General features: G+C 59.8%; 26 protein-coding genes and 1 pseudogene. 10 read left to right on the top strand and 17 right to left on the bottom strand.

Annotated elements, in window-relative coordinates:
• Positions 1-312 precede the first annotated feature (312 nt).
• The 5 genes from pqqE to pqqA form a co-directional block, all read right to left on the bottom strand.
• Positions 313-1,455: a pyrroloquinoline quinone biosynthesis protein PqqE gene (pqqE, locus tag NKI20_RS30535; RefSeq protein WP_050589501.1), complete on the bottom strand. Its 1,143-nt coding sequence runs from the start codon at positions 1,453-1,455 to the stop codon at positions 313-315.
• Positions 1,425-1,721, bottom strand: a complete 297-nt coding sequence (gene pqqD, locus NKI20_RS30530) for a pyrroloquinoline quinone biosynthesis peptide chaperone PqqD (RefSeq protein ID WP_023758472.1) — start codon at positions 1,719-1,721, stop codon at positions 1,425-1,427. The genes pqqE and pqqD overlap by 31 nt, the downstream gene beginning before the upstream one ends.
• The gene (gene pqqC / locus NKI20_RS30525; protein WP_023758471.1) at positions 1,718-2,476 is read right to left on the bottom strand and encodes a pyrroloquinoline-quinone synthase PqqC; all 759 of its coding nucleotides are present in this window, start codon (positions 2,474-2,476) and stop codon (positions 1,718-1,720) included. Before pqqC ends, pqqD begins: the two co-directional genes overlap by 4 nt.
• Positions 2,473-3,399: a pyrroloquinoline quinone biosynthesis protein PqqB gene (gene pqqB, locus NKI20_RS30520; RefSeq protein WP_023758470.1), complete on the bottom strand. Its 927-nt coding sequence runs from the start codon at positions 3,397-3,399 to the stop codon at positions 2,473-2,475. The genes pqqC and pqqB overlap by 4 nt, the downstream gene beginning before the upstream one ends.
• Positions 3,400-3,478: 79 nt before the next feature.
• Positions 3,479-3,571, bottom strand: coding sequence for a pyrroloquinoline quinone precursor peptide PqqA (gene pqqA / locus NKI20_RS33840; RefSeq protein ID WP_156938501.1), 93 nt, complete (start codon positions 3,569-3,571; stop codon positions 3,479-3,481).
• 216 nt (positions 3,572-3,787) lie between these two features.
• Here pqqA and NKI20_RS30515 point away from each other — a divergent pair, with 216 nt between their 5' ends.
• Entirely contained in the window at positions 3,788-4,402 is a 615-nt protein-coding gene (locus tag NKI20_RS30515; RefSeq protein WP_352837536.1) for a Crp/Fnr family transcriptional regulator, read from the top strand.
• Between the two features lie 155 nt (positions 4,403-4,557).
• Positions 4,558-5,085, top strand: a complete 528-nt coding sequence (locus NKI20_RS30510; protein ID WP_023758467.1) for a YciE/YciF ferroxidase family protein — start codon at positions 4,558-4,560, stop codon at positions 5,083-5,085.
• Positions 5,086-5,136: 51 nt separating this feature from the next.
• Here NKI20_RS30510 and NKI20_RS30505 read toward each other — a convergent pair whose 3' ends face one another.
• Entirely contained in the window at positions 5,137-5,805 is a 669-nt protein-coding gene (locus NKI20_RS30505; protein ID WP_352837533.1) for a cupin domain-containing protein, read from the bottom strand.
• An 88-nt stretch (positions 5,806-5,893) separates the two neighbouring features.
• Positions 5,894-6,712: an exodeoxyribonuclease III gene (gene xth, locus NKI20_RS30500; RefSeq protein WP_050589500.1), complete on the bottom strand. Its 819-nt coding sequence runs from the start codon at positions 6,710-6,712 to the stop codon at positions 5,894-5,896.
• A gap of 399 nt (positions 6,713-7,111) precedes the next feature.
• On the opposite strand from xth, the gene NKI20_RS30495 reads away from it, so the two are divergent.
• Both NKI20_RS30495 and NKI20_RS30490 read left to right on the top strand, forming a co-directional pair.
• On the top strand, positions 7,112-7,996 hold the full coding sequence (locus NKI20_RS30495) for a hypothetical protein (protein ID WP_023758464.1): 885 nt from the start codon (positions 7,112-7,114) through the stop codon (positions 7,994-7,996).
• 308 nt (positions 7,997-8,304) lie between these two features.
• Positions 8,305-8,526, top strand: a complete 222-nt coding sequence (locus tag NKI20_RS30490; RefSeq protein WP_352837529.1) for a hypothetical protein — start codon at positions 8,305-8,307, stop codon at positions 8,524-8,526.
• 360 nt (positions 8,527-8,886) lie between these two features.
• Here the strand turns inward: NKI20_RS30490 and NKI20_RS30485 are convergent, their stop codons facing one another.
• The 9 genes and pseudogenes from NKI20_RS30485 to NKI20_RS30445 all read right to left on the bottom strand — a co-directional run bounded on the left by NKI20_RS30485 (position 8,887) and on the right by NKI20_RS30445 (position 16,079).
• On the bottom strand, positions 8,887-9,318 hold the full coding sequence (locus tag NKI20_RS30485; protein ID WP_023758462.1) for a hypothetical protein: 432 nt from the start codon (positions 9,316-9,318) through the stop codon (positions 8,887-8,889).
• Positions 9,319-10,036: 718 nt separating this feature from the next.
• Positions 10,037-10,627: pseudogene (locus tag NKI20_RS30480) on the bottom strand (ABC transporter permease); the annotation flags it as partial.
• Positions 10,628-10,763: 136 nt separating this feature from the next.
• Positions 10,764-11,327, bottom strand: coding sequence for a sigma-70 family RNA polymerase sigma factor (locus NKI20_RS30475; protein WP_352837526.1), 564 nt, complete (start codon positions 11,325-11,327; stop codon positions 10,764-10,766).
• A gap of 681 nt (positions 11,328-12,008) precedes the next feature.
• Complete coding sequence (locus NKI20_RS30470) at positions 12,009-12,323, bottom strand: hypothetical protein (protein ID WP_352837523.1); 315 nt, start codon at positions 12,321-12,323, stop codon at positions 12,009-12,011.
• A gap of 161 nt (positions 12,324-12,484) precedes the next feature.
• Complete coding sequence (locus NKI20_RS30465) at positions 12,485-12,778, bottom strand: hypothetical protein (RefSeq protein ID WP_352487526.1); 294 nt, start codon at positions 12,776-12,778, stop codon at positions 12,485-12,487.
• A gap of 823 nt (positions 12,779-13,601) precedes the next feature.
• Positions 13,602-13,844 (bottom strand): hypothetical protein, encoded by a 243-nt coding sequence (locus NKI20_RS30460; RefSeq protein ID WP_352487525.1) that lies wholly within the window; start codon positions 13,842-13,844, stop codon positions 13,602-13,604.
• Between the two features lie 905 nt (positions 13,845-14,749).
• Positions 14,750-14,950: a DUF768 domain-containing protein gene (locus tag NKI20_RS30455; protein ID WP_023762771.1), complete on the bottom strand. Its 201-nt coding sequence runs from the start codon at positions 14,948-14,950 to the stop codon at positions 14,750-14,752.
• On the bottom strand, positions 14,931-15,152 hold the full coding sequence (locus tag NKI20_RS30450) for a DUF768 domain-containing protein (RefSeq protein ID WP_352837519.1): 222 nt from the start codon (positions 15,150-15,152) through the stop codon (positions 14,931-14,933). The genes NKI20_RS30455 and NKI20_RS30450 overlap by 20 nt, the downstream gene beginning before the upstream one ends.
• 615 nt (positions 15,153-15,767) lie before the next feature.
• A complete protein-coding gene (locus NKI20_RS30445; RefSeq protein ID WP_352487524.1) occupies positions 15,768-16,079 on the bottom strand; it encodes a hypothetical protein in 312 nt (103 codons plus the stop codon).
• Between the two features lie 1,173 nt (positions 16,080-17,252).
• Between NKI20_RS30445 and NKI20_RS30440 the strand changes: the two genes are divergently transcribed.
• The 6 genes from NKI20_RS30440 (at position 17,253) to NKI20_RS30415 (ending at position 21,898) form a co-directional block, all read left to right on the top strand.
• Positions 17,253-17,993, top strand: a complete 741-nt coding sequence (locus NKI20_RS30440) for an ATP-binding cassette domain-containing protein (protein ID WP_352487523.1) — start codon at positions 17,253-17,255, stop codon at positions 17,991-17,993.
• 55 nt (positions 17,994-18,048) lie between these two features.
• Complete coding sequence (locus tag NKI20_RS30435) at positions 18,049-19,110, top strand: ABC transporter permease (protein ID WP_352837514.1); 1,062 nt, start codon at positions 18,049-18,051, stop codon at positions 19,108-19,110.
• A 55-nt stretch (positions 19,111-19,165) separates the two neighbouring features.
• The gene (locus tag NKI20_RS30430) at positions 19,166-20,170 is read left to right on the top strand and encodes a sugar-binding protein (RefSeq protein WP_352487520.1); all 1,005 of its coding nucleotides are present in this window, start codon (positions 19,166-19,168) and stop codon (positions 20,168-20,170) included.
• A gap of 93 nt (positions 20,171-20,263) precedes the next feature.
• Positions 20,264-21,013 carry a glucose 1-dehydrogenase gene (locus tag NKI20_RS30425; RefSeq protein ID WP_352837511.1) on the top strand — a complete coding sequence of 250 codons (750 nt, stop codon included), beginning with the start codon at positions 20,264-20,266 and terminating at the stop codon, positions 21,011-21,013.
• 329 nt (positions 21,014-21,342) lie between these two features.
• Positions 21,343-21,624, top strand: a complete 282-nt coding sequence (locus NKI20_RS30420) for a hypothetical protein (RefSeq protein ID WP_352837508.1) — start codon at positions 21,343-21,345, stop codon at positions 21,622-21,624.
• 10 nt (positions 21,625-21,634) lie between these two features.
• Positions 21,635-21,898 (top strand): hypothetical protein, encoded by a 264-nt coding sequence (locus tag NKI20_RS30415; RefSeq protein WP_352837505.1) that lies wholly within the window; start codon positions 21,635-21,637, stop codon positions 21,896-21,898.
• Positions 21,899-21,956: 58 nt separating this feature from the next.
• On the opposite strand, the gene NKI20_RS30410 is transcribed toward NKI20_RS30415, so the two are convergent.
• On the bottom strand, positions 21,957-22,634 hold a 678-nt coding region (locus NKI20_RS30410; RefSeq protein ID WP_352837502.1), incomplete at its 5' end, for a PIG-L deacetylase family protein.

The following is a 22,634-nucleotide window of genomic DNA, read 5'->3' as shown; positions in this document are numbered from 1 at the left end:
GCCCCCCCCCGCCCACGCCCCTATTGTCCCCAGCAGCCCCCCCCCCCCCCCGCCCCCGCGCCGCGCCGCCGGGGCGCCCCCCCCCCCGCGGGCGCCGGCGCTCCCCCCCCCCCCCCCCGGCGCCCCCCCCCCCCCCCCCCCCGAGACTCCGTCGTCGTGCATCCAGCAATCCTTGTACCGAGGGAACTGCACGGCGGGCCCTGAACATTCGGGGAGTTGGATTAATTCCCGGCCAACGAAAAGGTTCCACTGGATCGTCATGCCTCGTGGCAACTGGCTGATCAGACACAGCTGTCAACGTACGATAAGAGCTTAAGCGCTGGCGATGCGGCGAAAGGCGTAGGGCGCGATGAGGTCTCCTCCGGTGCCTTCGGATGTCGAAAGGGCCTCCTCAACCAGCGTAGCAATCGCGGCATGGAGGGGCGACCTGACACATGCGGGATCAGTCGCAGCCGCATCGCCCGCCAGCGCCAGCGCCTGGCAACGGCAGCCGCCCCAATCAAATTCACGCCGCTCGCAGCTGCGGCAAGGCTCAAGCATCCAGTTCGTTCCGCGGAAGGCCTCGAATGCCGGTGAGTCCCGCCAGATATCGGCCAGCGGCCGCGAGCCGAAGCGCTCGAAGCGCAGTGATGGAATGGTCGCTGCCGCATGACATGGCAGCACGGCGCCGTCCGGTGCGATGACGAAAGCATCGCGTCCCCAACCACCCATGCAGGGCTTGGGATAGGTGGCAAAATGGTCGGCCAGGACGAAATCGATCTCCAACACGCCGACAAGTCGTGCCCGCGCCTCCTCCACAGTCGCGGCCTGATGCTCTATCGAGGCGCGATCGGGCAGCAGATGACGACGATTGAGCAGCGCCCAACCGGCATATTGTATATTGGCGATCTCCAACCGCTGGGCGCCAAGCGAGAGCGCCAGCTCGATGTAGTCCGGAACTTGCGCGATGTTGTGCCGATGGATCGGCGCATTGATCGTAAGCGCCAACCCGAGTTCCCGCGCCTGCCGGGCGGCAGCAAGCTTGTTCGCGTGAGCCCCGGAATGGCGTCCGATGCGCGCGGTCGTTTCGGCGTTGGCTCCCTGAAAACTCACCTGGACATGGTCCAGTCCAGCACCTGCAAGTGCTTCCAGCCGGGCCCCGGCAAGGCCAACACCAGAGGTGATGAGGTTGGTGTAAACACCGGCATGCGCAAGTGCCGAAACAAATTGTTCGAGATCCCGGCGCAGCATCGGCTCGCCACCCGAAAGATGCACCTGGAGAACACCCATATCCGCTGCTTGCTGGAAGAGGTCGAGCCAGCATTCCGTCGCCATTTCGCGGTCGGCTTTTAGCAAATCGAGGGGATTGGAACAGTAGGGGCACTGCAGAGGACAGCGATGCGTCAACTCCGCCAGCATGGCGATGGGTGGGAGCGGCACCTCCGTCACAGCCGCACCAAAAGCCGGTCGGCCCATTGTTGCAGAAACGCGCCGACGTCACGGTCGATCTCCCCGCCGTCGGCGTCGTATTCCAAAGCAAGAGACATCACCATAACACTGAACGGCGTCTTGCCGTCACAGCGCTGCAAGATGTCCAGCCCGATTGCGTCCGGCCAGAAAACGCGCTCGGGAGACAGCACCGCCCAAGCATGCCGGACCGGATCAAAGCGCAGGCGTACATAGGGCGCGAGTCGCGGGAGAGATTGCCGCGATACAAACGCTCTTGGGCGGTCCACCGTCATCTTATCGCCTCCGGACGAAAGCAGCCAGGGGGCACAATCCCCTCGCGCCCGTAGGCGTAGTCGAGTGCATCGAGCATCGCCCAAAGCACATCGCATTTGAAAACCAGGGAATTGACAACCTTCTGCTGGCGTTCTGCCGTGTCGGCGTGGCGAAGCACGTAGTCCAGCGCGAATTCGGAATCGCGCGCGGCCTGGTCTGGCCGTCGGTCGAAATAGGCGAGCGCGTCGGTGGTGACGAAGTCGTACCGAGCCAGCAAGGCGGGCACGCGTTCGGCGATAATATCGGGCGAGAAAAGTTCCGTGAGGGAAGACGCCACTGCCTCGAGCAGGGTATGGGAGGCGCAGAAATTGACATACGCTTCCACCGCGAAGCGCGTTGCAGGCAGCGCAAGCCGTTGGTTTTTCACCTCTTCCGGCAAAAGACCGAGCGAGGTCGCGAGATGCAGCCAGCGCGCAATGCCGCCGCTCCGGCCGTCCTTGCCGTCATGGTCCTCGATGCGCTGACGCCATACGGCCCTGAATGCCGGATCCTCGGCATGGGAGAGGATGATGGCATCCTTGCGCGGGATTGCCTCCTGATAGCAATAGCGGTTGAGCGCCCACGCTTGCAGTTCGGCCTTTGACATCGCTCCCTCCACCATTCTGCGATGGTAGGGGTGTCGGTTGTGATAGCGCTCGTGACCGACTTGCAGAAGTACGGCGCGCAGATTTTGCGCGTCAAGACCGCTGCCGACCACATCGGAAAAATCGGTCACAGCACAAGCTCCATCCGGTCTTGCGCAATTTCCCATCCGGCCGCGCGCACGGCCAAGTGCTCAGGAGATGTCTCGTCCAAAACTGGATTTGTGTTGTTGATATGAATGAAGATGCGGCGACCGACCGGTATATCCTTCAGACGTGCGATCGCACCGTCAGGCCCGGACATGGCGATGTGCCCCATGCGCGCTCCGGTCTTCACGCCAACACCGCCCGTAATGAGCTCGTCGTTCGTGAATACCGTACCGTCGAGGAGAAGCATGTCGGCGCCGGCAATCCGTTGCTGCAATCTTTCATCGACGGCTGTACAGCCGGGGACGAAGAGCAACGAACGGCTTCCTTCCATCAGGCGAACCCCTATGGTTCCGCCATCGGCGTGACGGAGCTCGTGTCGGCCGTTATCTTCAAGAAAGAGCGCCACCTTGCCGGGAACGGGAAAGACCTCGATGCGGACGCCGATTTCCGCCCCCCCAGCATCGCGAAGATCAACGACGCCTTCAGCGGGAAGGCGGCGGCGCGAAACAATCCGAGCATCGAGGACATCGAAAATCGAATTGGAGGCGATGACCGCAAGGACCTGCTCGGTTGCATAGAGGGCAAAGGATTGTCGCTCGCGCAAGCTGAGGAGCCCCGCAATCTGGTCGACCTCGGCGCCGGTCACGACCACGGCGGCCATCGGCGTGGCACGGGCCGACATATTCGAATGCGGCTGGAGTTCCGTATTATCCGCGATCTGCTGGCGGATGTCTGGAGACGCGTTGAAAAGAATCCACCGTCGCCCGTCTGAGGATGCCGCGACACTGGTCTGAAGGCGCGAGCGGACGCCGGGAGCGCCCGCTCGCGCCGCCCTGTTGAGCCGGTCGTTGGCGTTCCACTGGGGAAAACCGCCACCCGCTGCGGATCCAATTATCCTAATCCACACGCCGTGACGAACTCCAGTTGCTATTGCACCAGTGTCAGGCAACCAAGCGAGCACAGCCGATGCCGAACCCGCCGGTGCGTCATTTCTTCTTGATTTCGGCAGGCAGATAGCGGGATATTTCCATGCCCGCCGCGACTTCGCATATGACGGGCTTCTTCCAAGTCCTCTTCATGATCTTCTCCGATCTTGCTGCCGCGAATGGAGCGGCCAATCCCATAAGCTCCTAGCCGCGCCTTTGTTCCCGATGGGGTCTTTTGGTCCAGACCGTGCCTCCCCTTCTGTGGACCATCTGTCGCGACCGTCTAACCTAGGCCGGCGGCTGCCAGTCCGAAGACCCAAGCCTATTGCAACGACCAGTAATGCAGGCGCCAGGCCATCATCTGACGTCTTGGACCAAGTCGCCGATGGCATAGGCCCCTTTACGGCGCTTCTTGCCCTCGTGGCTGGCGACCTCCCGGATCTGCACAGTCTGCACCTCTCGGTGATCGATTGCACTTTTTCGACGCTCATACCGACCCGGTTAGGCTTCATGCGCCACGATGCTCTGCGCGCCATTTGCGAACAGCACCCCCGCATCGCGACCGCGTTCTGGCGCTCGACGCTGATCGACGCGGCCATATACAGGGAATGGGTCACCAATGTCGGAAGGCGCGAGGCTTTCACGCGTATGGCTCACATCCTTTGTGAACTGATCTACCGCTTGCGTTCGGTAGGACGCATCAAGGACCACATAGCCGACATTCCGATTACGCAGGCGGCGCTTGGAGATGCGCTGGGTTTGTCCACGGTCCACGTGAACAGAATGCTTCAGGAACTGCGACGGAAGGGCCTCATCGCCACCTCAGGCCCAACGGTACATGCTCTGGATTGGCCAAATCTTGTTCGCGCAGGAGACTTCGAATGCGATGCGAAGGGTTGCCGCCATTCACCGGCCTCGCCGCCAGCGCATAGGCCGAGTTGGGCGCGGAAATCGAAGACATCGGCATCGCCCTCCTCGCGCTGACAACGGCGTGGAAAACGACGGATACGGCCAAATGCCGAACTGGCGCCGAAGTGTCATGGACGACTCATTTAATTGGACAGCAAGGGAACTGCCAGCTTCTCTCCGAGTTAGAAAATGCCCACGACGCGAAACAAGCCAACAAGGAGCACACAGCGATGGCAACCACTAAGAAGGCAAGTGCGAAGACCAAGAGCCTTGAGGATCTGTTCCTCGACGGTCTCAAAGATCTCTACTACGCCGAGAAAAAAATTCTGAAGGCCTTGCCGAAGATGGCCAAGGGCGCGGACGACGGGCAGGTCACCGCAGCCTTCGAAAAGCATCGTGCCGAAACCGAAGCCCAGGTGGAACGGCTTGAGGAGGTTTTCGAAATCCTCGGCGCGGCTGCGCGCGGGAAAACCTGCCCGGCCATCGACGGCATTCTCGAGGAGGGATCCGAAATTCTCGAGGAGTATGAGGGTTCGAAGTCGCTTGACGCCGGGCTCGTCGGCGCCGCGCAGGCTGTCGAGCACTACGAGATCGCGCGCTACGGCACTTTAATTGCGTGGGCTACCTCGCTTGGCAAGGACGATATCGTTGAACTTCTGAGCGCGACCCTCGAGGAAGAGAAAGCTACAGATAAGGCCCTGACGTCTCTGGGCGAAGCCGGCGTGAACGACCGGGCGGCCGAGCTGAAAGCGGCTTGAATTGAGACGGGTTTCAATGGTCCCGGCGCGACCGCCGGGGCCATGTCGTCGTCATTTCGGCCATACTGACAGCAGCGGGCCTTTGCTCCCATAGACTGGATCCTTCCGGGGACGGCCAACCTTGGGAATCGTTTGCAATGCCCGCTCATGTTCCTGGGCTGTCGTGCATTCGTCATAAGTCCCCGATGCCGGATAAGCACCGACCACCAGAAAGTCATCACTCTCGCCGAGGCATTGGTGTCCGGTGCCGGCCGGTAGAACGGCCACGTCGCCAGCCTTCAAGGATAATATCCGGCCCCTTTTGCCGCCGAACCGAACCCTGCCGGTTCCGCGCGCAACCCCAAGCACCTCGTGTATGCGGGAATGGTAATGAACGTAGTGATAGATGCCGTCACGCCAGCTGTCACGCCAGCCATTCGCCTCGAAAAGCTCTTCCAGCACGGCCGCGAAGTCGAATTGCTCCATCGGCTTCACGGCGCCACGATAGACGACAAATGGCCAGAACGGATGGTTCGGCACGAGGCCATCGTCCTTGAACCGAAATTCGAGTGGTTTCTTCAACCTCACCAGTTCGGCGAGTTCTTGCGTTCTCGGTCGCCCAATACCCGTCGCTAGCTCGGCCGCCTTCTTCACGCTTTCAAGAATACCCACTGCTATCCTCGTTGTAAGGGCCAGATAGAGCAGTAAGGACGCCGCCGCTCTGGTCTCAACAAATCTCAACTAGCGGCCCCGCATTTTGTTCCTTTTGCCGGATGGCCGTGGTCCGCGCCGCGATGTCAAAGAAACCCTTCGCTTCCGGGAGCGACGATCATCCAGCCTCACGATTGACATGACCCGCAACCTGGGCGGAGAGGTCGAGTTCTATCCAGGCTGGCGCATGATCACTCGGCTTTTCCCAACCTCGCACGTCAGCTTCCACGCCGGCATCACGTAGCCTGTTCGAAAGTGATGGGCTGACGAGGAGATGGTCCATCCGGAGGCCGGAACTCCGATCATAACCGCCCCGGTAGGAGAAGTTCCAATAGGTGTAGATGCCTTTCTCCGGATGGATGCGACGAACGGCATCGATCCAGCCGTTACCAAGCATTTCAGCGTAGGCTTGCCGGCTCTCCGGAAAGTAGACTGCATCGCCTAGCCAACGCCTTGGTACCACGGCATCGATCGGCGTTGGCACGACGTTGTAGTCGCCGCAGAGAACGCTCGCGACACCTTCCCTGAGCAGTAGCTTACCGTAGCTGATCAGACGGTCGAACCAGCGGAGCTTATAGTCGAATTTCGGGCCGGGCGCTGGATTGCCGTTGGGCAGATAGAGGCAGCCGACCACAATTCCATCCACCTCGGCCTCGATATACCGACTGTGGGTATCGTCGGGATCGCCTGGCAGGCCGCGTCGACGTTCCACCGGCTCCCTCCCACGGGCGAGTATGGCCACACCATTGTAGGACTTTTGCCCGTGCCAGATCGCGCCGTAACCGGCGTTCCTGATGGCTTCGGCGGGAAATTTCTCGTCCGAGGTCTTCAATTCCTGAAGACACACGATGTCGTGGTCGTTCTGACCCAGCCACTTGATGAGCACGGGCAGGCGACCGTTCACGCCGTTCAGGTTGAAGGTTGCGATGCGAATCATCCGAGTTCTCGACAAACTCTTGGAGAGCAAGAAAGACTTGGTTGTTGATCCTCAGTGGTCTTTGTAGGGGCTTGGCGGCCTCGTCACAATCTTTCGCCAGTCATTCCGTAGCGACGTACCGACTCCCGCGCCTGCGCTGGTGACAGATCATGTGTCTCGATAACATGTCTCGCCTCTGCGTCCCCTTTGTGGGACGCGAACTAGCCTTTGCGACCGCTCGGCTCTAGCCGCATGACATCGTGGATCCTCCGGACCCTGCTTAAACTGCCAAGCGTGGGGAAAGTTTCACCCACGTCTTGGGCGTTGGCATCATAGCGCCATATTCCTGCGGACTTGCCCGGCTGATGAACCTTTGGCCCGGCGCCGCGTTCGCATGCAGCGAACTCGGTTGATTTTACGATGACGGACCCCAACGCTCGTCCTGCGCCGCACAAACAGGATGCAATTGGTGCCGAAGTCGGCTTTGCGTACGATCGAATGGCGGTCGAGCGGTTTCAGCAAGCTTTTCCGCGTGCCAGGTGGAGCGACGAGCGCAAGAGCTGGTTCGTGCCCGGTAAGACAGCGGCCCGGCGGATCGACCGCTGGCTGGAGCAAGAGGCGGCATTGCGGGCGCCCCATGACGAGAGCAAGGGACGAGATGCCTTCGCCTTCGACCCGATATCGAGCCGGTATCTGGAAATCGCGGATGACCTGCGCATTCGCACGCCCTATTCCAAGACGGTGGTTAAAGAACTGCATGCTGTCCCGTGGGCGAGTTGGGACGATGAGTTGCGGGCCTGGAGAGTTCCATTCCGCTCATATGAGACGCTCCGGCGTCGATGGCCACACATCGAACAGGCTGCGCAGCACGCCGAACCGGAGGAAAGGAAACGGCGACTTGCGGCAACCAGAAACACGGCAGCCTATAAGGCCGCACAACAGCGGGCTAGTGAACGTAGGCGCCATCGCTATCCGTTGCCACTTCAGGATCTGCCTACTTTGGGCCGCGCCGTCGCAACCATGCAGTACGGGATAGTCGTATTCACTGAAATTTCCGGTGAACTCGTTGAGCTATCTGACGCAGCCACCTTCTATCCCCATGCGATGCCTGCGACAGGTGATTTCGTTTGGGGCAAGTGGCGTTCGGCAACCCTGGCCGAACTTGTGAGCACTTGGCCTGCTCGGTCAGCCGCCGGGCCGAGCGAACGCTTCAGAGGCTGGTGGAGACCAACCCTTGCTGAACTTAGACTTGCTCGTCGAAATGCACGCAGTAGTGAGCGTAGGAGGCGAAGTCACGCGCGTTAGATACCCCGCCCGCATTCGTTTTGTCATTGCTGCATTACTGGCGTCGCCGAGCGTTTACTGACTGCGGCGCTAAACACGCAGCCGCGCTTCGGCCGATATCGGGCGCGCACGAGTAGGGACGCCAAGGGCTCGCTACAGATAATGACCTCCTGCTCGACCGGCGGGGATCGTCGAGATCTTGTCGGCACGACAGGGCCGACGATTGGACAGTGAGGCCCAGGGCCGTCAGGGCTTCTCACGAACAGCAGGGAACCAAAGGCAATCGCAAGTGGTTTACCAATCGAAGGGACCGTAATGGACGCGGAATAATGAAATTTTTGGATCTGGAACTGACGCGAGCCCGACAGCGACTTAACCGAGAGGAGCTTGCCCTCGAAAATGCCAACGAGATGCTGGATGAAAACTGCGGCGTCGGCATCAATATCGCGCTCTGCAACAGGATACGGGCGGCGCAACGGCGCGTGGTAGAGGCCAGATCGCGGTTGACGAAGATTGATCACGGCAAGGCAAACACAATCCGCACAAGTTGATCCTTGCGGCCTTTAATTGGACGACGACCCGCGGCCGGTCGAACAGGTTGCGGCCATGCCAACGTCTTCCTGGCTTCGGCGACCGCTGTTGCGTACCGGCATTGACTGCCCATTTCGACGGGTCAAAGGTCAACGATCGCATCGTCGTTTTTGATGTGAAGTCAACTGAGCGGCGAGCCGAACTGGCGCCTAACACCAAGGCCCGCTGCATCGAGGGAGAGCGGCGGGCCGATGCGGAGCCGGGCGACTTAGGGTGGGCGGGTTCCCGCGACGAGATAGCGAGGCTGCTGAAAGTTTTCGCAAAGCACGCAGGACGAAGGAATGCCGCTCTCCGAAATAAGTGTCGCAGTCTTACCGACCTCAGTGCCGCATTCTCTGTCTGAGCCAATTCAGAAATCTGTTGCCACCGATTGTCCGGCGGACTCTTGCAGCAGCCCATTGCCCTGTCATCATACTCCCGACATGACAACTACAGACCACGTCGTGCAATTGCCAGTCGGTCAGTTCGAAGAAGCGCTTTGCTTCCCCATAGGTGTCATCTTTCAGGCCCAACGCACGCAGCACTGAATCCTCGAAAGCCACTGTGATTGGCGAGCCCTCACACCGTACTGCGTCGCGGTCTTTCCGCTTCAGACGTTCGGTGCCGATCAGGGCTCTCAGGCGTCGCTCCGGATGTTCTGCAAGCAGCTCTGCCCAGCGCTCGATGCGCTGTTGCCGGGTCATGATCGGGTAGGTCGACAAGGGTTCCACCTCTGCGATTGTCTGCAGTTGATTTAAGGTTTGATGTTTCATGGTCGTCTCCTGTGGATTGAAGATCCCCTCCCAACAAAAATTATCGCGCCCCGACTCGCTGACAAGCCCGGCAGGCGGTTTCTCGACGGATAATCGGGATTGCCAGTTTGTGCCTGACACTGCGCTGTAAACCGGAACCAGGTTCGCAGAGGCGAGGCCGTGGCAAAACCGATGTCGAAACCGTGGAATGGCTTGACCGAAAATGAAACCCCGTCACCGAGCACGCAGTTGGTCACAGAGAAGGGAGTCCGCCGCCTTTGGGCTCCGGCCAGATTACAGGACAGGCCGTTTAGGCCGCCGGGTGGCATTCAGCCGCAAGGTGAACGGCCGACGCAGGTGCCGGTGAGCATTGCCGCGTCAGCCGCTACGGCATTCTTGTTGAGGATGCAAGAAGCCGTAGCAAAGCTTAGCACCTGCTAAAATGGTAGGCAACGAAGCTGCGGCGGCTGAGTGGGCCCGTCGCTCGGCCGAAGCACCTTGGACGCGGGGAAGTCGACGTGGCCGAGCAAGCTCGACCCTTAAAGCATGCCGGCATTGCCATTCTGCGCAAATGACCGCGGCGTGGTTCGGTCATTTGACCTGACGGTCACTCAAGTTACTAATTTGCCGGGTCCTTGGAGCGATCAGGTCAGGCTCAGACGCTCGCGGCAACAAGCGGCCGGCTAGCCTCAGTACAGTCGTCACCTTGGTCGCCGGCCGGCATCATTGCCGACCGCCGTCAGGTGGCCCGGCTCTCGGTCGAATGCGGGCTCCACTGGATCAGACGGGCCTCGGCGATGTCGCGGGTGCGGTTGATGATCAGCACAAAAATCGCGAGGATTATAATGCCGGCGAAGACACCGACCGCATCGAAATTGCCTTCCGCCTGGGCAATCAGACAGCCAAGGCCGGCGGAGGCGCCAAGGTATTCGCCGATGATCACGCCGACCACCGCGAAATCGACCGAGGTGCGCAGCAACGATAGGATCCAGCTGGCCGCGGCCGGGAAGTAGACGTGCGTCAGCAGGCTTGAGCGCTTGGCGCCGAGGGCCGCGCGTTCGCCAGTACCACCGGGTTGACTTCCCGCACGCCCTGCATGGCGTTGAAGAAGGTGATGAAGAACACCAGCGTCACCGATAGCGCCACCTTCGACCACAGCCCGAGGCCGAGCCAGAGCACGAAGATAGGAGCGAGCACCAAGCGGGGTTCAGCGCCTTTATGAACGGATCGAGGATGCACGGCTAAGCCCTAGCCAGACGACGGCTGCCACGCCGAGGGCGGTACCAATGACGTATCCGAGCACCGTCTCGGTGAGCGTGATCGACACGTGCCCTGGTCGGAGAGGACAGCCGAGTTGTTCTTTTTTTGAACTTTCCCCCGCCCTCAATATCGAGACGCGGGTATGCCTCGCCCTGCACGCAGGTCAAATGCAGTGCGCTCGTGGAAAGGCTGGCCCAATGTTTCAACTAGAAGCGTCTATCCGCTTCGATGTGGCGTTGACCGTCCGATAGCTGATTTCGCCTTTCCATCAATGTCTGCAGCGAACTCTCTCCAAGAAATTCGAGAGCGTTCGCGCGAGCGCGGTTAAGCCGGCTTTTCACCGTGCCCACCGCGCAGCCGCATATCTCGGCTGTCTCCTCATAACTGACGCCCAGAACGCCTATCAGCATCAAGACTTCGCGTTGGTGTTCAGGCAGCCTCTGGATGGCGCCATGAACCTCCTTGCTTTGTACAGTCCATTCCTGCGTCGCTTCCGAAACCGGCCTCGAGGAAGCGCAGTCAAGCAGGCCAGGCGCTTCCCTCGCAGCAAACTTGACGTGGGTGTAGTAGGTGTTGCGCATGATCGTGAAGAGCCAGGACTTCATGCGCGTGCCGGGCTCGAACTTGTCCATGTTCGCGAGACCCTTCGTCAGCGTCTCCTGCACCAGGTCGTCGGCATCGTCGGGAATGCGGCAGAGGGTCCGCGCGAAAGCTCGCAGGGCAGGTATCAGGTCAACGATGCAAACTTCACTGGTTTTCTGGTCGGCCAAATCGCAGCCTCCCGATTACAACGATCCAGCTCCCAGACGAAAGAGTGTTTGAACGACCTAGCTAAATGCATGGGAGTTTATATCGTTCCGCGCGTTGATACTCCCACTGGCGGTCACGCTCCCGCAGTCATCCGCGAAACGTCGCTCCGGCTCTGCGGGGCCATTGCCGTGAGGCGATCAAGATCGCGCTGCTCCGCAGCACGCCTACCATCGTCATCCACGAGCAAGTCTTTCGCCAACTGCTTTCGACGCCAAGCAGAACCTAATCGACACCGCTCAACTGCGCGCTATTCGATGACGGCAGTAAGCTCGGCGAGGCTGTCATCGTATCCAACACGACCAACAAGCGGCTTGCACGCTGGACGCTCTTCAAGGGCTTGCTCGTTTGTTGAGCCTGTCCAGCGCTCTCGCCGCCTCGAGGTTCGCTGGCGCCGTCAGGTAGCGCCGCATCGTCACCATGTGCGGCTGGCCTCTTGATGGCAGCATTCGCGGTTGTGGTGCTGGTGCTGCCGGCGAGGCCTAGCGGCACACATGGCCGAAAATGCCCCGGGGGAGAGCAGCGGGCCTTTGACACAGAATACGGCCGGATGGATTGAGATGGGAAGGGCATCCGGCCAGCGCAATAAAGGTTGGCTCCGGCGTGATTTCCTCGAACACGCTGACGACGCGGTCCTGCTGCTTTCAGCGATGCTGTTCAACGAAAGTTCTACAGGCGGGTGACAACTGCCCCATCTTGCTTTGAAGATCACATTTGCCAATCGGCGTCGTTGGGCAAACCGATTTGTAATCGCGGTTGCATGCCTTGCCTTGGAAAGATTTGAAAGTTTTTACTTGCTTTGGGCTGGTTCCGCTCGCTGGAACCAGGCCGGAACCAGTGTCCATCGCGCCATCCTTGCCAGCCTTGCCGCCCCCTCTCGCAGAGGCAATGCCAGAAATGGCGGCGCATGCGACAGTTGCGCCCATCAGGGAAAGCAGTGCACGACGTGATGTAGACATTGTCGAAACCTCCCTTTTACTTTCCAATTAACTAAATTAGCATAGATGAATATAGATTCATATTCGGGGTTCGATCGAAATTCGCCGAAGCGTCCCGCGCGCCTGGCGCCCCACCTATTGGCAGCGCTGCCCCTGACAGGTGCCGACCTTCGCCAGCGCCTTCACCTGCGGCCGAAAGTCGGCTTCGAAACACGCCTGGTGCGTGCTTCGTCTTGGCCTCGATAGTCGGGCACGAAGGTGAAGAACACCGGCCGGCGATCGCGACCATCTGCCTTGCAATCCGAACAGACAAAGAACCCGACCAGATCCCAGTGCATTGAGCCATGATCTGGGCCGAACCGATCGATCAGCGCCTGGATGTCGAGCTGAGTCGATTTGCAACACGCGGGATGGCCGCAAGTGATGCGGACCGTTTCGCGGGCGGCCAAGGTGTCGGCGAGGGTCTTCTGGAACATGGCGATCTCCGTTGAAGGGTCGCCGCAACGGAAGGATTATATTCCTTGATGTAACCTAGGTGGCAAGAGGCGACTGAATATTAGCAGTCTTTTTGACTAGGCCATCGGCCGCCCCAGAATCGGTTCTATGGCTCGCGGGATCAAGGACGGAGTGGCGATCATGGCGACCGTGCGGTGGCGGGTCACGGAGGATCGGGTCAGCGTCTCGATCCCAACCGAACGCCTACAATTTCCGGCATTCGATCACCAAGGCGAAGAAAGGCCAGCCGATCGAGTTGATCGGCGACGTCACCAGGATAGACGAGGACAAGTGACTGTGAACCTTGGCAGCCCCGCTACGGTCGATGCGGACACTGTGCGGCTGGTGCAAAGCGCCGTTCCGCCGAAGCGAAGGAAGGCATTATTGACCGCCCAGATTGACGACGCAAAACAGCCCGCCCCGAGCCCTTTTGCCCCGGTGGGCCCAAGACGGGCTGCGGGAGCTCGGAGGTGCTTCCCGCTTCAAAACTTCAGAAGCGGGAACTTGTTCCGTTAGTCTTCGCTAAAATGCCCGCCACCTCTCGGCAGCGGGCAGTCTCGTCGTGGGAACATGCATTGACTGGATGCCACACCGAAGCACCTCAGGGCAATAAGGTCCTCCTTCCGATCCAGGCTCTTCGATGTACACGATCTTCGATGACCTATCCAAAGCCCTCAGAGCCCCGTGCAGACGTGTGGCGCCCTGTCCGCCCCATTGCCCTCACAAGTTGGTGGCAAGGTGCTGACGGGCGTTGCCATCGGCTTTGGCGGACAAGCTGTAGCCGGCGGTTAGATCAATCCGGCTCTAAAATCCAATTACGATCCACGGATTGGTGTCGTATCCGAGGCGCGGCTTTTCCGGTGTTGCTCCGTTCGGCAATTTGGCGGTTCCAGTCAAACTGCAGTCCAGCTCTGGCACCGGCTTCTTGGCCGAATGTTGTTTAGAGCACAGAGCGGCAGCGTCACTGACAACCACCTTCTTCTCCTTGGCAGCAGCGATAGCACTCGAAGCGATTTCGATTGCCGCGCCAAACACAGCTACTCTCATTGGAATTCCCCGCGGATAGGCTTCCCAAGATACCGGCGTTAGCGACCTCATGAAAACATTAGTGCAAGCGAAGATATTGCACTCGTCGTTGGCAGGAGTTGCACCCTCGATCTTGCCGGCAAGCTGTTCCTAGCTAGACCATCATCAAGTCGGCATGTGGTGGAAGAACGCCCGCCGCCCCATTCACGGCAGCGACGGGCCGCCCCAGGATCAAGGGACTTGCAGGAGCGTTGGGCACCTGCCGTCAAGGGAACTATCAGGATCGCCTAAATGTTCCGGAGCTGGCCAGTAGATGATCAAACCGGCCATGACGCTATCGAAAGTCGGCTTCCAGCCAAATTGCGCTCACTACGAATTGCACGATTTGTACCCAGCCTTGGATAGCGAGCGCAAGGGTCATCCGAAGTGATTGAAGCCTGCGGCGAATGGTTCGTCCACGTGGTCGAAGAAGATCTGGAACTAACCCGATCCTTCGAACTGGAACCGTACGCCCTCGCCTTCGGATAGCCTGCATCTGGACAAGTTTGCCCGGATGCAGGGCTGTCCGACCAACGCATGACACCGGCGGGCTAGTTCATCACAGACAGCTCGTCGGCTCGTCGACCGTCTGTCGGCTGCCTTCATCGCCTCGTCTGCAAGGGCGCTGATGGCCACAAGATCGTCGGTTCTGCCATCCATTTGTTTAGAAAGTTGACCCCGCGCGTGCTCGTCGAAAGATGGCCCACCAGATCGCGAACGCACCCGGTGCAAGCAACAAGGCAGCGGCCAGTATCAATACGCCCTCGCGTTACTGCCATCTCGGCGGCGGGGTTGGCATCAGTCGCTCGGGATTTCGTCCTGCGTCCATGGTGAACCAATCTGCCCGGCGATGTTAAGTTCCGCTTAGTGCTGTTTGGCTGCTCCTCTCAGCGTAAGCCCTGCATGATGAATTCGTACATCTTGCCAATTTCTTCATCGATCTCTTGGGCGGGAATTCCTTGGCTCTGCGCCGCCTGCTTCGCGTCCACGGCCATGTCGATCACCAGGAGTACTGGGTCGACGATAGGATCGTCCGGTAAATGATCAGAGATCCAATGGTAAAGAAAATCATTGCCGCGCTTGCTCATGTTCCCTGAAATCCTGCACCGACGCATGCCGAAGCCTATCCTCGCCGCGTAGCGTCCTGACACGCGCCCTAATCCCGAGGAAGCGGGCATCAGCAATCAGCTTGTGTGTCAACTCGTCGACAGAGATGACGCACGTCTGGATCTTCTCCGGGATGTTGTTCGCGATCCACCGATCAAGGAAGTTGATGCCGCGCGTAGTCATGCTTTGCCCCGCACCACGTACGAAAACGTTCGCTTCTGACCGCCTGTCTCGGTGACGCGAATCCAATTCTCCTCATTGCGCCTCAGCGTCACTGGCCGGCCTGAATGCTTCTCGGCCGCTTTGAACGGTAAGATGTCCATGGCCAGGAAGGACGACACCACTACAAAACTGACAATGATCTCAACTCGATATTCCTGCACTCGTCCGCACCAAAGCCGGCCTCTTCGCCACTTAATTAGCTGGCGCTGAAATAGTTCCGCAACCGGGAAAGCGAGGTCTCCTGAAACAAAGCGCTCATAAAAATATTGAGCACTGCCGCAGCGAGTGCTCTGCCTCAATCGACGCCTTTGACACCAAGAGGCAGCTCCAGAGCAGTCGACCTCCGTTGGGCTGGCTCGCGGCGCTTCCGAAGCACAGGCCGATTATGCGATTGGTGTGAGGCATGGCCGAGCGATTACAAAATGATCGCGATGAGCCGGCAAAAAGTCTCTTTAGCTAAAACTTCGGAGATTCGCCAAATTGGCCGAAAATCCGTTGGAAGCTCGCTACAACCTAACCCAGACCCGCGACTAGGCACATACTCGAGCCGCTTCGGACGTAATATCTCGATTCCTTTCATTGGCGAAGCGGCGGGGACTTTCTGCAGCCGGCAGCAGTTTCTTTCATCTGGGCAGGGGCGGCGCCCTTGGCGTCGAGTGTCGCCTGACCAGTGGGCTGTGCAGTGCCGGTCTGCTGGTCGGCGGCACAATCTTTTACCGCATTCGGTTTCGATGTGCCGCCCGTTATGGTGGGGTCAAGCTTCATGCCGCCGGCCGCACCATAATTCGTCCTGATACCGTGTTTATGTTGAACGGGCGTGGCGGCTTGTGCCAACGACGGGCTAGCCGACAAAGCGATTACAATTGATGCGAATATAAACCGTTGCATGATATTTCTCCCGGTTTGAGCGCTGTCGCTCCGTTGACGGCAGCAGCGGGTCGTCCCTAAGGGAATCGCGAGGCTTGCAGAGCTTTGGTGACCCCTGCCGCCAAGGTAACTATTAGCCAAATCTAATGTTCCATTGCCTCGCCAGACGGGCTTACCGCTTCTTCACCTTCGGTGTGATCTGCTCGACCGGCACCTTAGCACCGCACGGCCAGCGCCTTGGCCTTGCCTTGCTGGTCCGATGACGTGGGTTGTGACCGTCATCCCATCGCAGTGCAATTGAAGCCCGCGCCTCTGTGGGAGAGCGCGGGCCGCTCAGGAGGAACAACGATCTTCAGCAGGCGATGGAGGTACCTGCCGCATGCATCAAACCTTTAGGGACGGCTAATGTTCCATCAAAACTGAGTGAAAAATCGACTTCCAATCGAGGTTGTCGCTCCAGAGAAACGAAGGAGTTTGCCATCATGGACTGGAACCGCGTCGAAGGATTGGAAGCAGGTTAATGGCAAGGTCAACGGTGGGGACCTCCACCGCATCGCCGGCAAGCGCGATCAGCTCAGGATGAAACGAGAGGCAAAGGTTCCAACCCAATATTCGAGCAGTGGCCGCCTTCCCCCAAAGGCGTGAAGCGCGCGCCGCGGCTTTGTGCTGCACTCGGCAAAACACGCATGCCTATCGGCCGGTTGCCGCAGCTTTGCTCGCCGCGAGCTTTGACCCTTGGCGGGGGCCAGAGTGCTCATGGGCGCAATTGGCTTCCTATTGGACCACGTCGCTGTTCAGACTACCCATGCGGATCAACCAGCCTGCGCCAGCATGCGCTCAAAGACGCTAGCGCCGAATCGCAACGGATGGGCATTGCACCAACTCTTCGGCGGCCGCCAGCAATTTTCGAGCACAACATTTAAGTCTTCGACCAGGAATGTCGGTCTCGATCCGCAGATGGACAGCCAGGTTCTGCATCGGTCTGGGATAAGGCGAACCCGGCTTGCCCATTCCGCCAAATGAGGGTGTGACCAAGTCGATCCTGGGATATCGCCGCATCGAGATCGTGCAGCAGAGGGAGATTGCCATCTGATGCGCCGATCTAATAATCATTGTGTTGAATGCGTTTCGCTGATTAGCTGACTTGCATAACACCGGGACAAAATTGGCAAATGTTGTCCGGGGAGGACCGCGATGCCGGTGCTTGAGGTTCGTCACGTTTCCAAGAATTTTGGGGCCATCCAAGCCCTGACGGACGTCAGCTTCCAGGTGGAGCGGGGTGAAGTCGTGGGTCTGATGGGGGACAACGGCGCCGGCAAGTCAACGATAGTCAAGACAGTCGCCGGGAATTTTCCGCCGAACGACGGCGAAATTGTCGTGGACGGCGAGATTTGTCACTTCCATAAACCCGTTCAGGCCCGTGCCAAGGGAATTGAAGTCGTCTATCAGGACCTGGCGCTGGCGGATAATCTGACGGCCGCGCAAAATGTCTTTCTTGGCCGCGAGATGAAGAAGGGCTTCTGGCCGATCAGGGTGCTCGACAAGCAGGCGATGATCGACCGCTCGGCAGCGCTGTTCAGGGAACTCAAATCGGAAACCCGGCCGCGCGACCTCGTCAGGAAGATGTCGGGTGGGCAGCGTCAGGCGGTCGCCATCGCGCGGACCCGGCTTTCAAACGCCAAGCTGGTGTTGATGGACGAACCGACCGCCGCCATCTCTGTACGCCAGGTGGCAGAGGTGCTCGAATTGATCCGGCGCCTCAAAGCGCAAGGTGTCGGCGTCATGTTGATCAGCCACCGCATGCCTGACGTTTTCGCCGTTGCAGATCGTATCATTGTGCTCAGGCGAGGTTCGAAGGTTGCCGACAAGGATGCCGGCAATACGTCGCCCGAGGAAATCACCGGATTGATAACGGGGGCCATCCGTGGCGAATAGTGCTCGCGAATCCGTTAGTGTTAGGGAGTCGGCCCCGGAAACCAGCCGACCGGCCATGTCGGACTTTGTCCCGACCAAGGAAAAGACGGCGCTTCAACATGTATTTTCAAGTCAGCCTTTCTGGGTGACGATCGCGCTCATTGCCCTCGTCACTTTGATGACGATGATGGAGCCGAGCTTCGGCACCTCCGAAAACGCTGCCAACGTCACGCGCAACTTCGCACCTTTCGGCATCATGGCGCTCGGCATGACGGTGGTTATCATCACCGGCGGCATCGATCTGTCGGTCGGCTCGATCATGGGCCTGGTGGTCATCGTCGCCGGCCTGTTCCTGACCTGGCACTATCCCTGGTACGTTGCATTCGCCGTCGGCCTTTTCTCCGGTATGGCGTGCGGCGCGGTCAACGGATTCTTCGTCGCCTATATCGGAATGCCGTCCTTTGTGGTCACCCTCGGCATGCTGTCCGCGGCGCGTTCGCTGGCGGTCGTATTCTCCGCCAACCAGATGCTCTACCAATTCGGGCCCGATGCTCCGATCGTAAAGGGGATCGGTCAGGCAAGATGGCCGCTGCATGGGCCGCAGGATTGGGCGCCGCACTGGATACCAGAATTGTCATCACAGTTCTGGACCATGGTGATTCTGGCCCTGATCGTCGGTTTCGTCTTCAATTTCACTGCCTGGGCCCGACATCTCTTCGCCATCGGCGGCAATGAGGAGGCGGCGCGGCTCACCGGCGTGCCGGTCGACTGGATCAAATTCGAGGCCTATGTCTTCTCGGCCTTCACGGCTTCGGTCGCCTCACTCCTGCTCCTCGGCTACAACGGCTCGGCCATCAATGCCATGGGCCAGGGCTACGAGTTGCGCGTGATCGCTGCGACGGTCATCGGGGGAGCCAGCCTTATGGGCGGAGCCGGCACGGCCTTCGGGGCGATCATCGGTTCGGCGTTCCTCGAAGTGATCAGGAATGCGCTGCTGATGGCCGGCATCGATTCAAATTGGCAAGGCGCCTTCGTCGGCGCCTTCATCGTTCTCGCGGTTCTTTTGGGCATGCAAACCGGCGGCAAATCGATTCTCGCCGCTTGGCTGGCAGTCTTGATGCCCAAAAAAGGCCGCTAGAAAACCCCGCCGGCGGGAGGCCTACGGGGCATTCCAGCTAGGAGGAGACGTCAAAATGAAAAAAAGTCTACTGATGGCGGCCGTGGCGCTTGGCGCAACGGTGCTCGCCGTTTCCGGCGCCCAGGCGAAATATACCTTCGCCCTGGTACCGAAGAACATGAACAATCCTTTCTTCGACCAAGCACGCGACGGCTGCAAGAAGGCCGAAGCCGAATCGAAGGGCGCCTTGGAATGCATGTATATCGGCCCCGGCGAGCATGGCGGCGGCGACGAGCAGGTGCAGATCGTGCAGGATCTCGTGGCCAAGAAGGTGGATGGTATTGCCGTCTCGCCATCGAACGCCGCGGCGATGGCGGTTGCGCTGCAGGCCGCCAAGGAAGCCGGCATCCCGGTCCTCACCTGGGACTCCGACCTGCTACCCGAGAACAAGGAGCTTCGCGTCGCCTATATCGGGACTCACAATTATGAGATCGGCGTGAACCTTGCCAAGCTTGCCATGCAGGTCAAGCCCAAAGGCGGCACGATCTGCATCCAATCGGGCGGCGCAGCGGCGGCTAACCATAATGAACGCATGCAGGGTATTCGCGATACGCTTTCGGGCACCAAATCGGCGGCCTCGCCCGGGGACCGGCTGACAGGCCAGAATGGCTGGACCGAAATCGAAGGCTGTCCGCTCTACACCAACGATGATTTTCCGCTTTCGGTGCAGCAGTTTGAGGACATCATGGCGAAAAATCCGAACCTCGACGCATTCATCCCAACGGGTGGCTTCCCGCAGTTCATTCCTGATGCCAACCGCGCCGCAGTCGCACCGTACAAGGACAAGATTGCCTCGAAAGCGCTGGCCCTTGTCGTCGCCGACACGCTTCCCGTCCAGATCGACCAGATGAAGGAAGGGCTCTCGCTCGGCCAGGTCGGCCAACGGCCGTTCGAAATGGGCTACAAGACGATGATGGCGCTGAAGGACATGAAGGACGGCAAGGCGCCCCCGGCCGACCCGACCTACACGGGCCTCGACGTCTGCACGCCGCAGACGGCCGATACCTGCGTCGCCAAATAGTGCTTTTGGGCGGGAGGAAACTCCCGCCCTTTCATTGGAGCGAGATGCGGTTAGACTGCAGCATTGTCATCTTGTCTTGCTCCAGGGATTTCAATGTCGGAAATGTTCTCGCTCAAGGGCCGGGTCGCATTGGTGACGGGTGCTTCGCGTGGCCTCGGCTTTGCCATGGCCAAGGCGCTTGCGGAAAACGGCGCAACGGTAATTGTCAATGCGCGCGACATGGACACCCTCTGCGCGGCGGCGGAAAAAATCGGGGCCGAAGCCTTGCCGTTCGATGTTGCGGACGCGGCGACCTCAAGGGCGGCGCTTGAGGGGATCGTCGAACGCCACGGCCGCCTCGATATCCTGGTCAACAACGCCGGCATCCAGCATCGCAGTCCGCTGGTCGAATGGGAGGACGAGGACTTCGACCGCGTGATTGCGGTCAACCTTTCGGCCTGCTTCCGGATGATGCGCGAGGCGGTGCGCCTGATGCTGCCGAACAAATTCGGGCGCATCATAAACACTGGATCGATCGCAGCGATCCTTGGCCGCCCCACCATTCACGCCTATGTGGCGGCAAAGGCGGGGTTGCATGGACTGACACGCTCGACTGCCGCCGAGATGGGCCGTCACGGCATCACCATCAACGCGATTGCCCCCGGCTATTTCGCCACCGAGCTCAACACCGCGCTCATCAACGACGAGGCCTTCACCAAATGGGTCGAGGCACGAACCCCTGCTGGCCGCTGGGCTCAACCTGAGGAACTCGGTGGAGCTGTGGTGTTTCTCGCGTCCAACGCTGCCGCCTACGTCAACGGACATGTTTTGGCGGTCGACGGGGGTCTATCGGTCTCCCTCTGACCTGCGAATTGCGACAATGGTAGCCAGGTGACAAACGATTGAATCATTGAGAAAGCATTGGCCTGGACACACCCTAACCTAGATGCGGTGGCCAGCTATGCCTTATGTGCGCCGCTTTCCAGACGACCTACGGGGAGCGATGATTCTGTCCCGGTCCCAGGCATTACGGGCTGGGAAAAATCGACCAAGGCTTCTGGCACATCGGGTTCATTCGGACACTGGACCACCTTGCAGAAAAGCTGGTGGATGGACGCCAGTCCGCCTTCCTGGGTGGTGCTACGATCAAGGACAATTCAGTCCGGCGGAGCGGGCTTATTACGTGAATGCCTATGGCGCACCGCAGATACATGCTGCGTTCGAAATCTACCGGACGTTCCCCAAAAGACGGAGACTGGAACACCGCCCAGACCGCGCCGAACTCCACGCCTTTCGTGGTCGCTGTGGGCGAGAAGCCATTCTTCGCCGCCCATCAGCAAACCTTCGTGGATGGCTACCGGGCGAAGGGCATGACGCACATCGAGACTGCAGTGATCCCGGACGCCAGCCCTTGCGTTGTGGCCGACAATCTAGGCGGCGTGGCCGACGTTGTCGCTCGGTACACCGCACGATGAGGAGAAGATTATGAGTGACATTACGTATGAAAATCCGGGGGCCCTCGCAATCGTCGATCGGAGCACTTTCCAGGCCGAAGTGGACGCGCTGCGGGTTCGAGAGAAGGCGCATACGCGCGAGACAGCGGACATCAGAGCGCTGTTGTGGGGCCACCTTTCGGGAGTGGTCGTGATCTGTGAGGTTGCCGGTTCTGCATTGGGATCGGAGATCGGCTTGTGTCTGGACTTGACAATACGGTTGACCCGGAGCGGCAGCCTCGGCCTTTCGAGGTGATCAACGTTGCCGGCGGTCGGGGTCAGTGGTCGGTGGATGACTAGTCCCGTCGCGCCGGTCAGTCGACTTGTTTGGTGCTCACCATGACCGGCCGGATCGGTGGCGCCGGCGGCAGCAGTTCGCGGATGTCGGCGAACGGGAAAATAGGTTCGAAGCGGAACGCCTCGGCCAATGAACCTGGCTCGCCGTTGCACTGGCCTGAGCGAAAAAGGTTCTGCGTTCGCGCGCCGTCGACGAAGCGCTCGGGATCCTGCGACTGATGCTTGCGAATCGCCTTGGCCTTGATGTCGGCATGTGCGGAAATGTCGACATAATGCGTCGGCGAAAAACCGGTGCCGCCCGTCGTGTCGGCATGCAGCACCGGGACTGTGAACGAGGCCGCGATGCGCATGCCGTCGGAAAGCGCGCGATGGTCGGCGTGATAGTCGTTGGGCGCATGCGTGATCGCCAGATCCGGCCCGGTCTCGCCGATCAGCATTTTCAGCGCACCGATCAACGCCGCGTCGGCCACCAGGTCGCCGTCGGGAAAGTCGAGGAAGCGCAGCGTCGCCCCGAGCAGCGCGGCCGCGGCCGTCGCTTCTGCACGACGAACGCGAGCGAGAATCGTGGGATCGCTCGTGCCGCCCCTGGCACCATCCGTGGCTATGGCAAAAGTGAGTTCTGCGCCTTGCGCGGCATAGGCGGCCATCGTACCGAACATGAAGATCTCGATGTCGTCCGGATGCGCACCGAGCGC

This window comes from Mesorhizobium sp. M0830, assembly GCF_040319965.1.
Taxonomy (GTDB): Bacteria; Pseudomonadota; Alphaproteobacteria; order Rhizobiales; family Rhizobiaceae; genus Mesorhizobium.
This window is presented reverse-complemented; position numbering and strand designations above follow the sequence as displayed.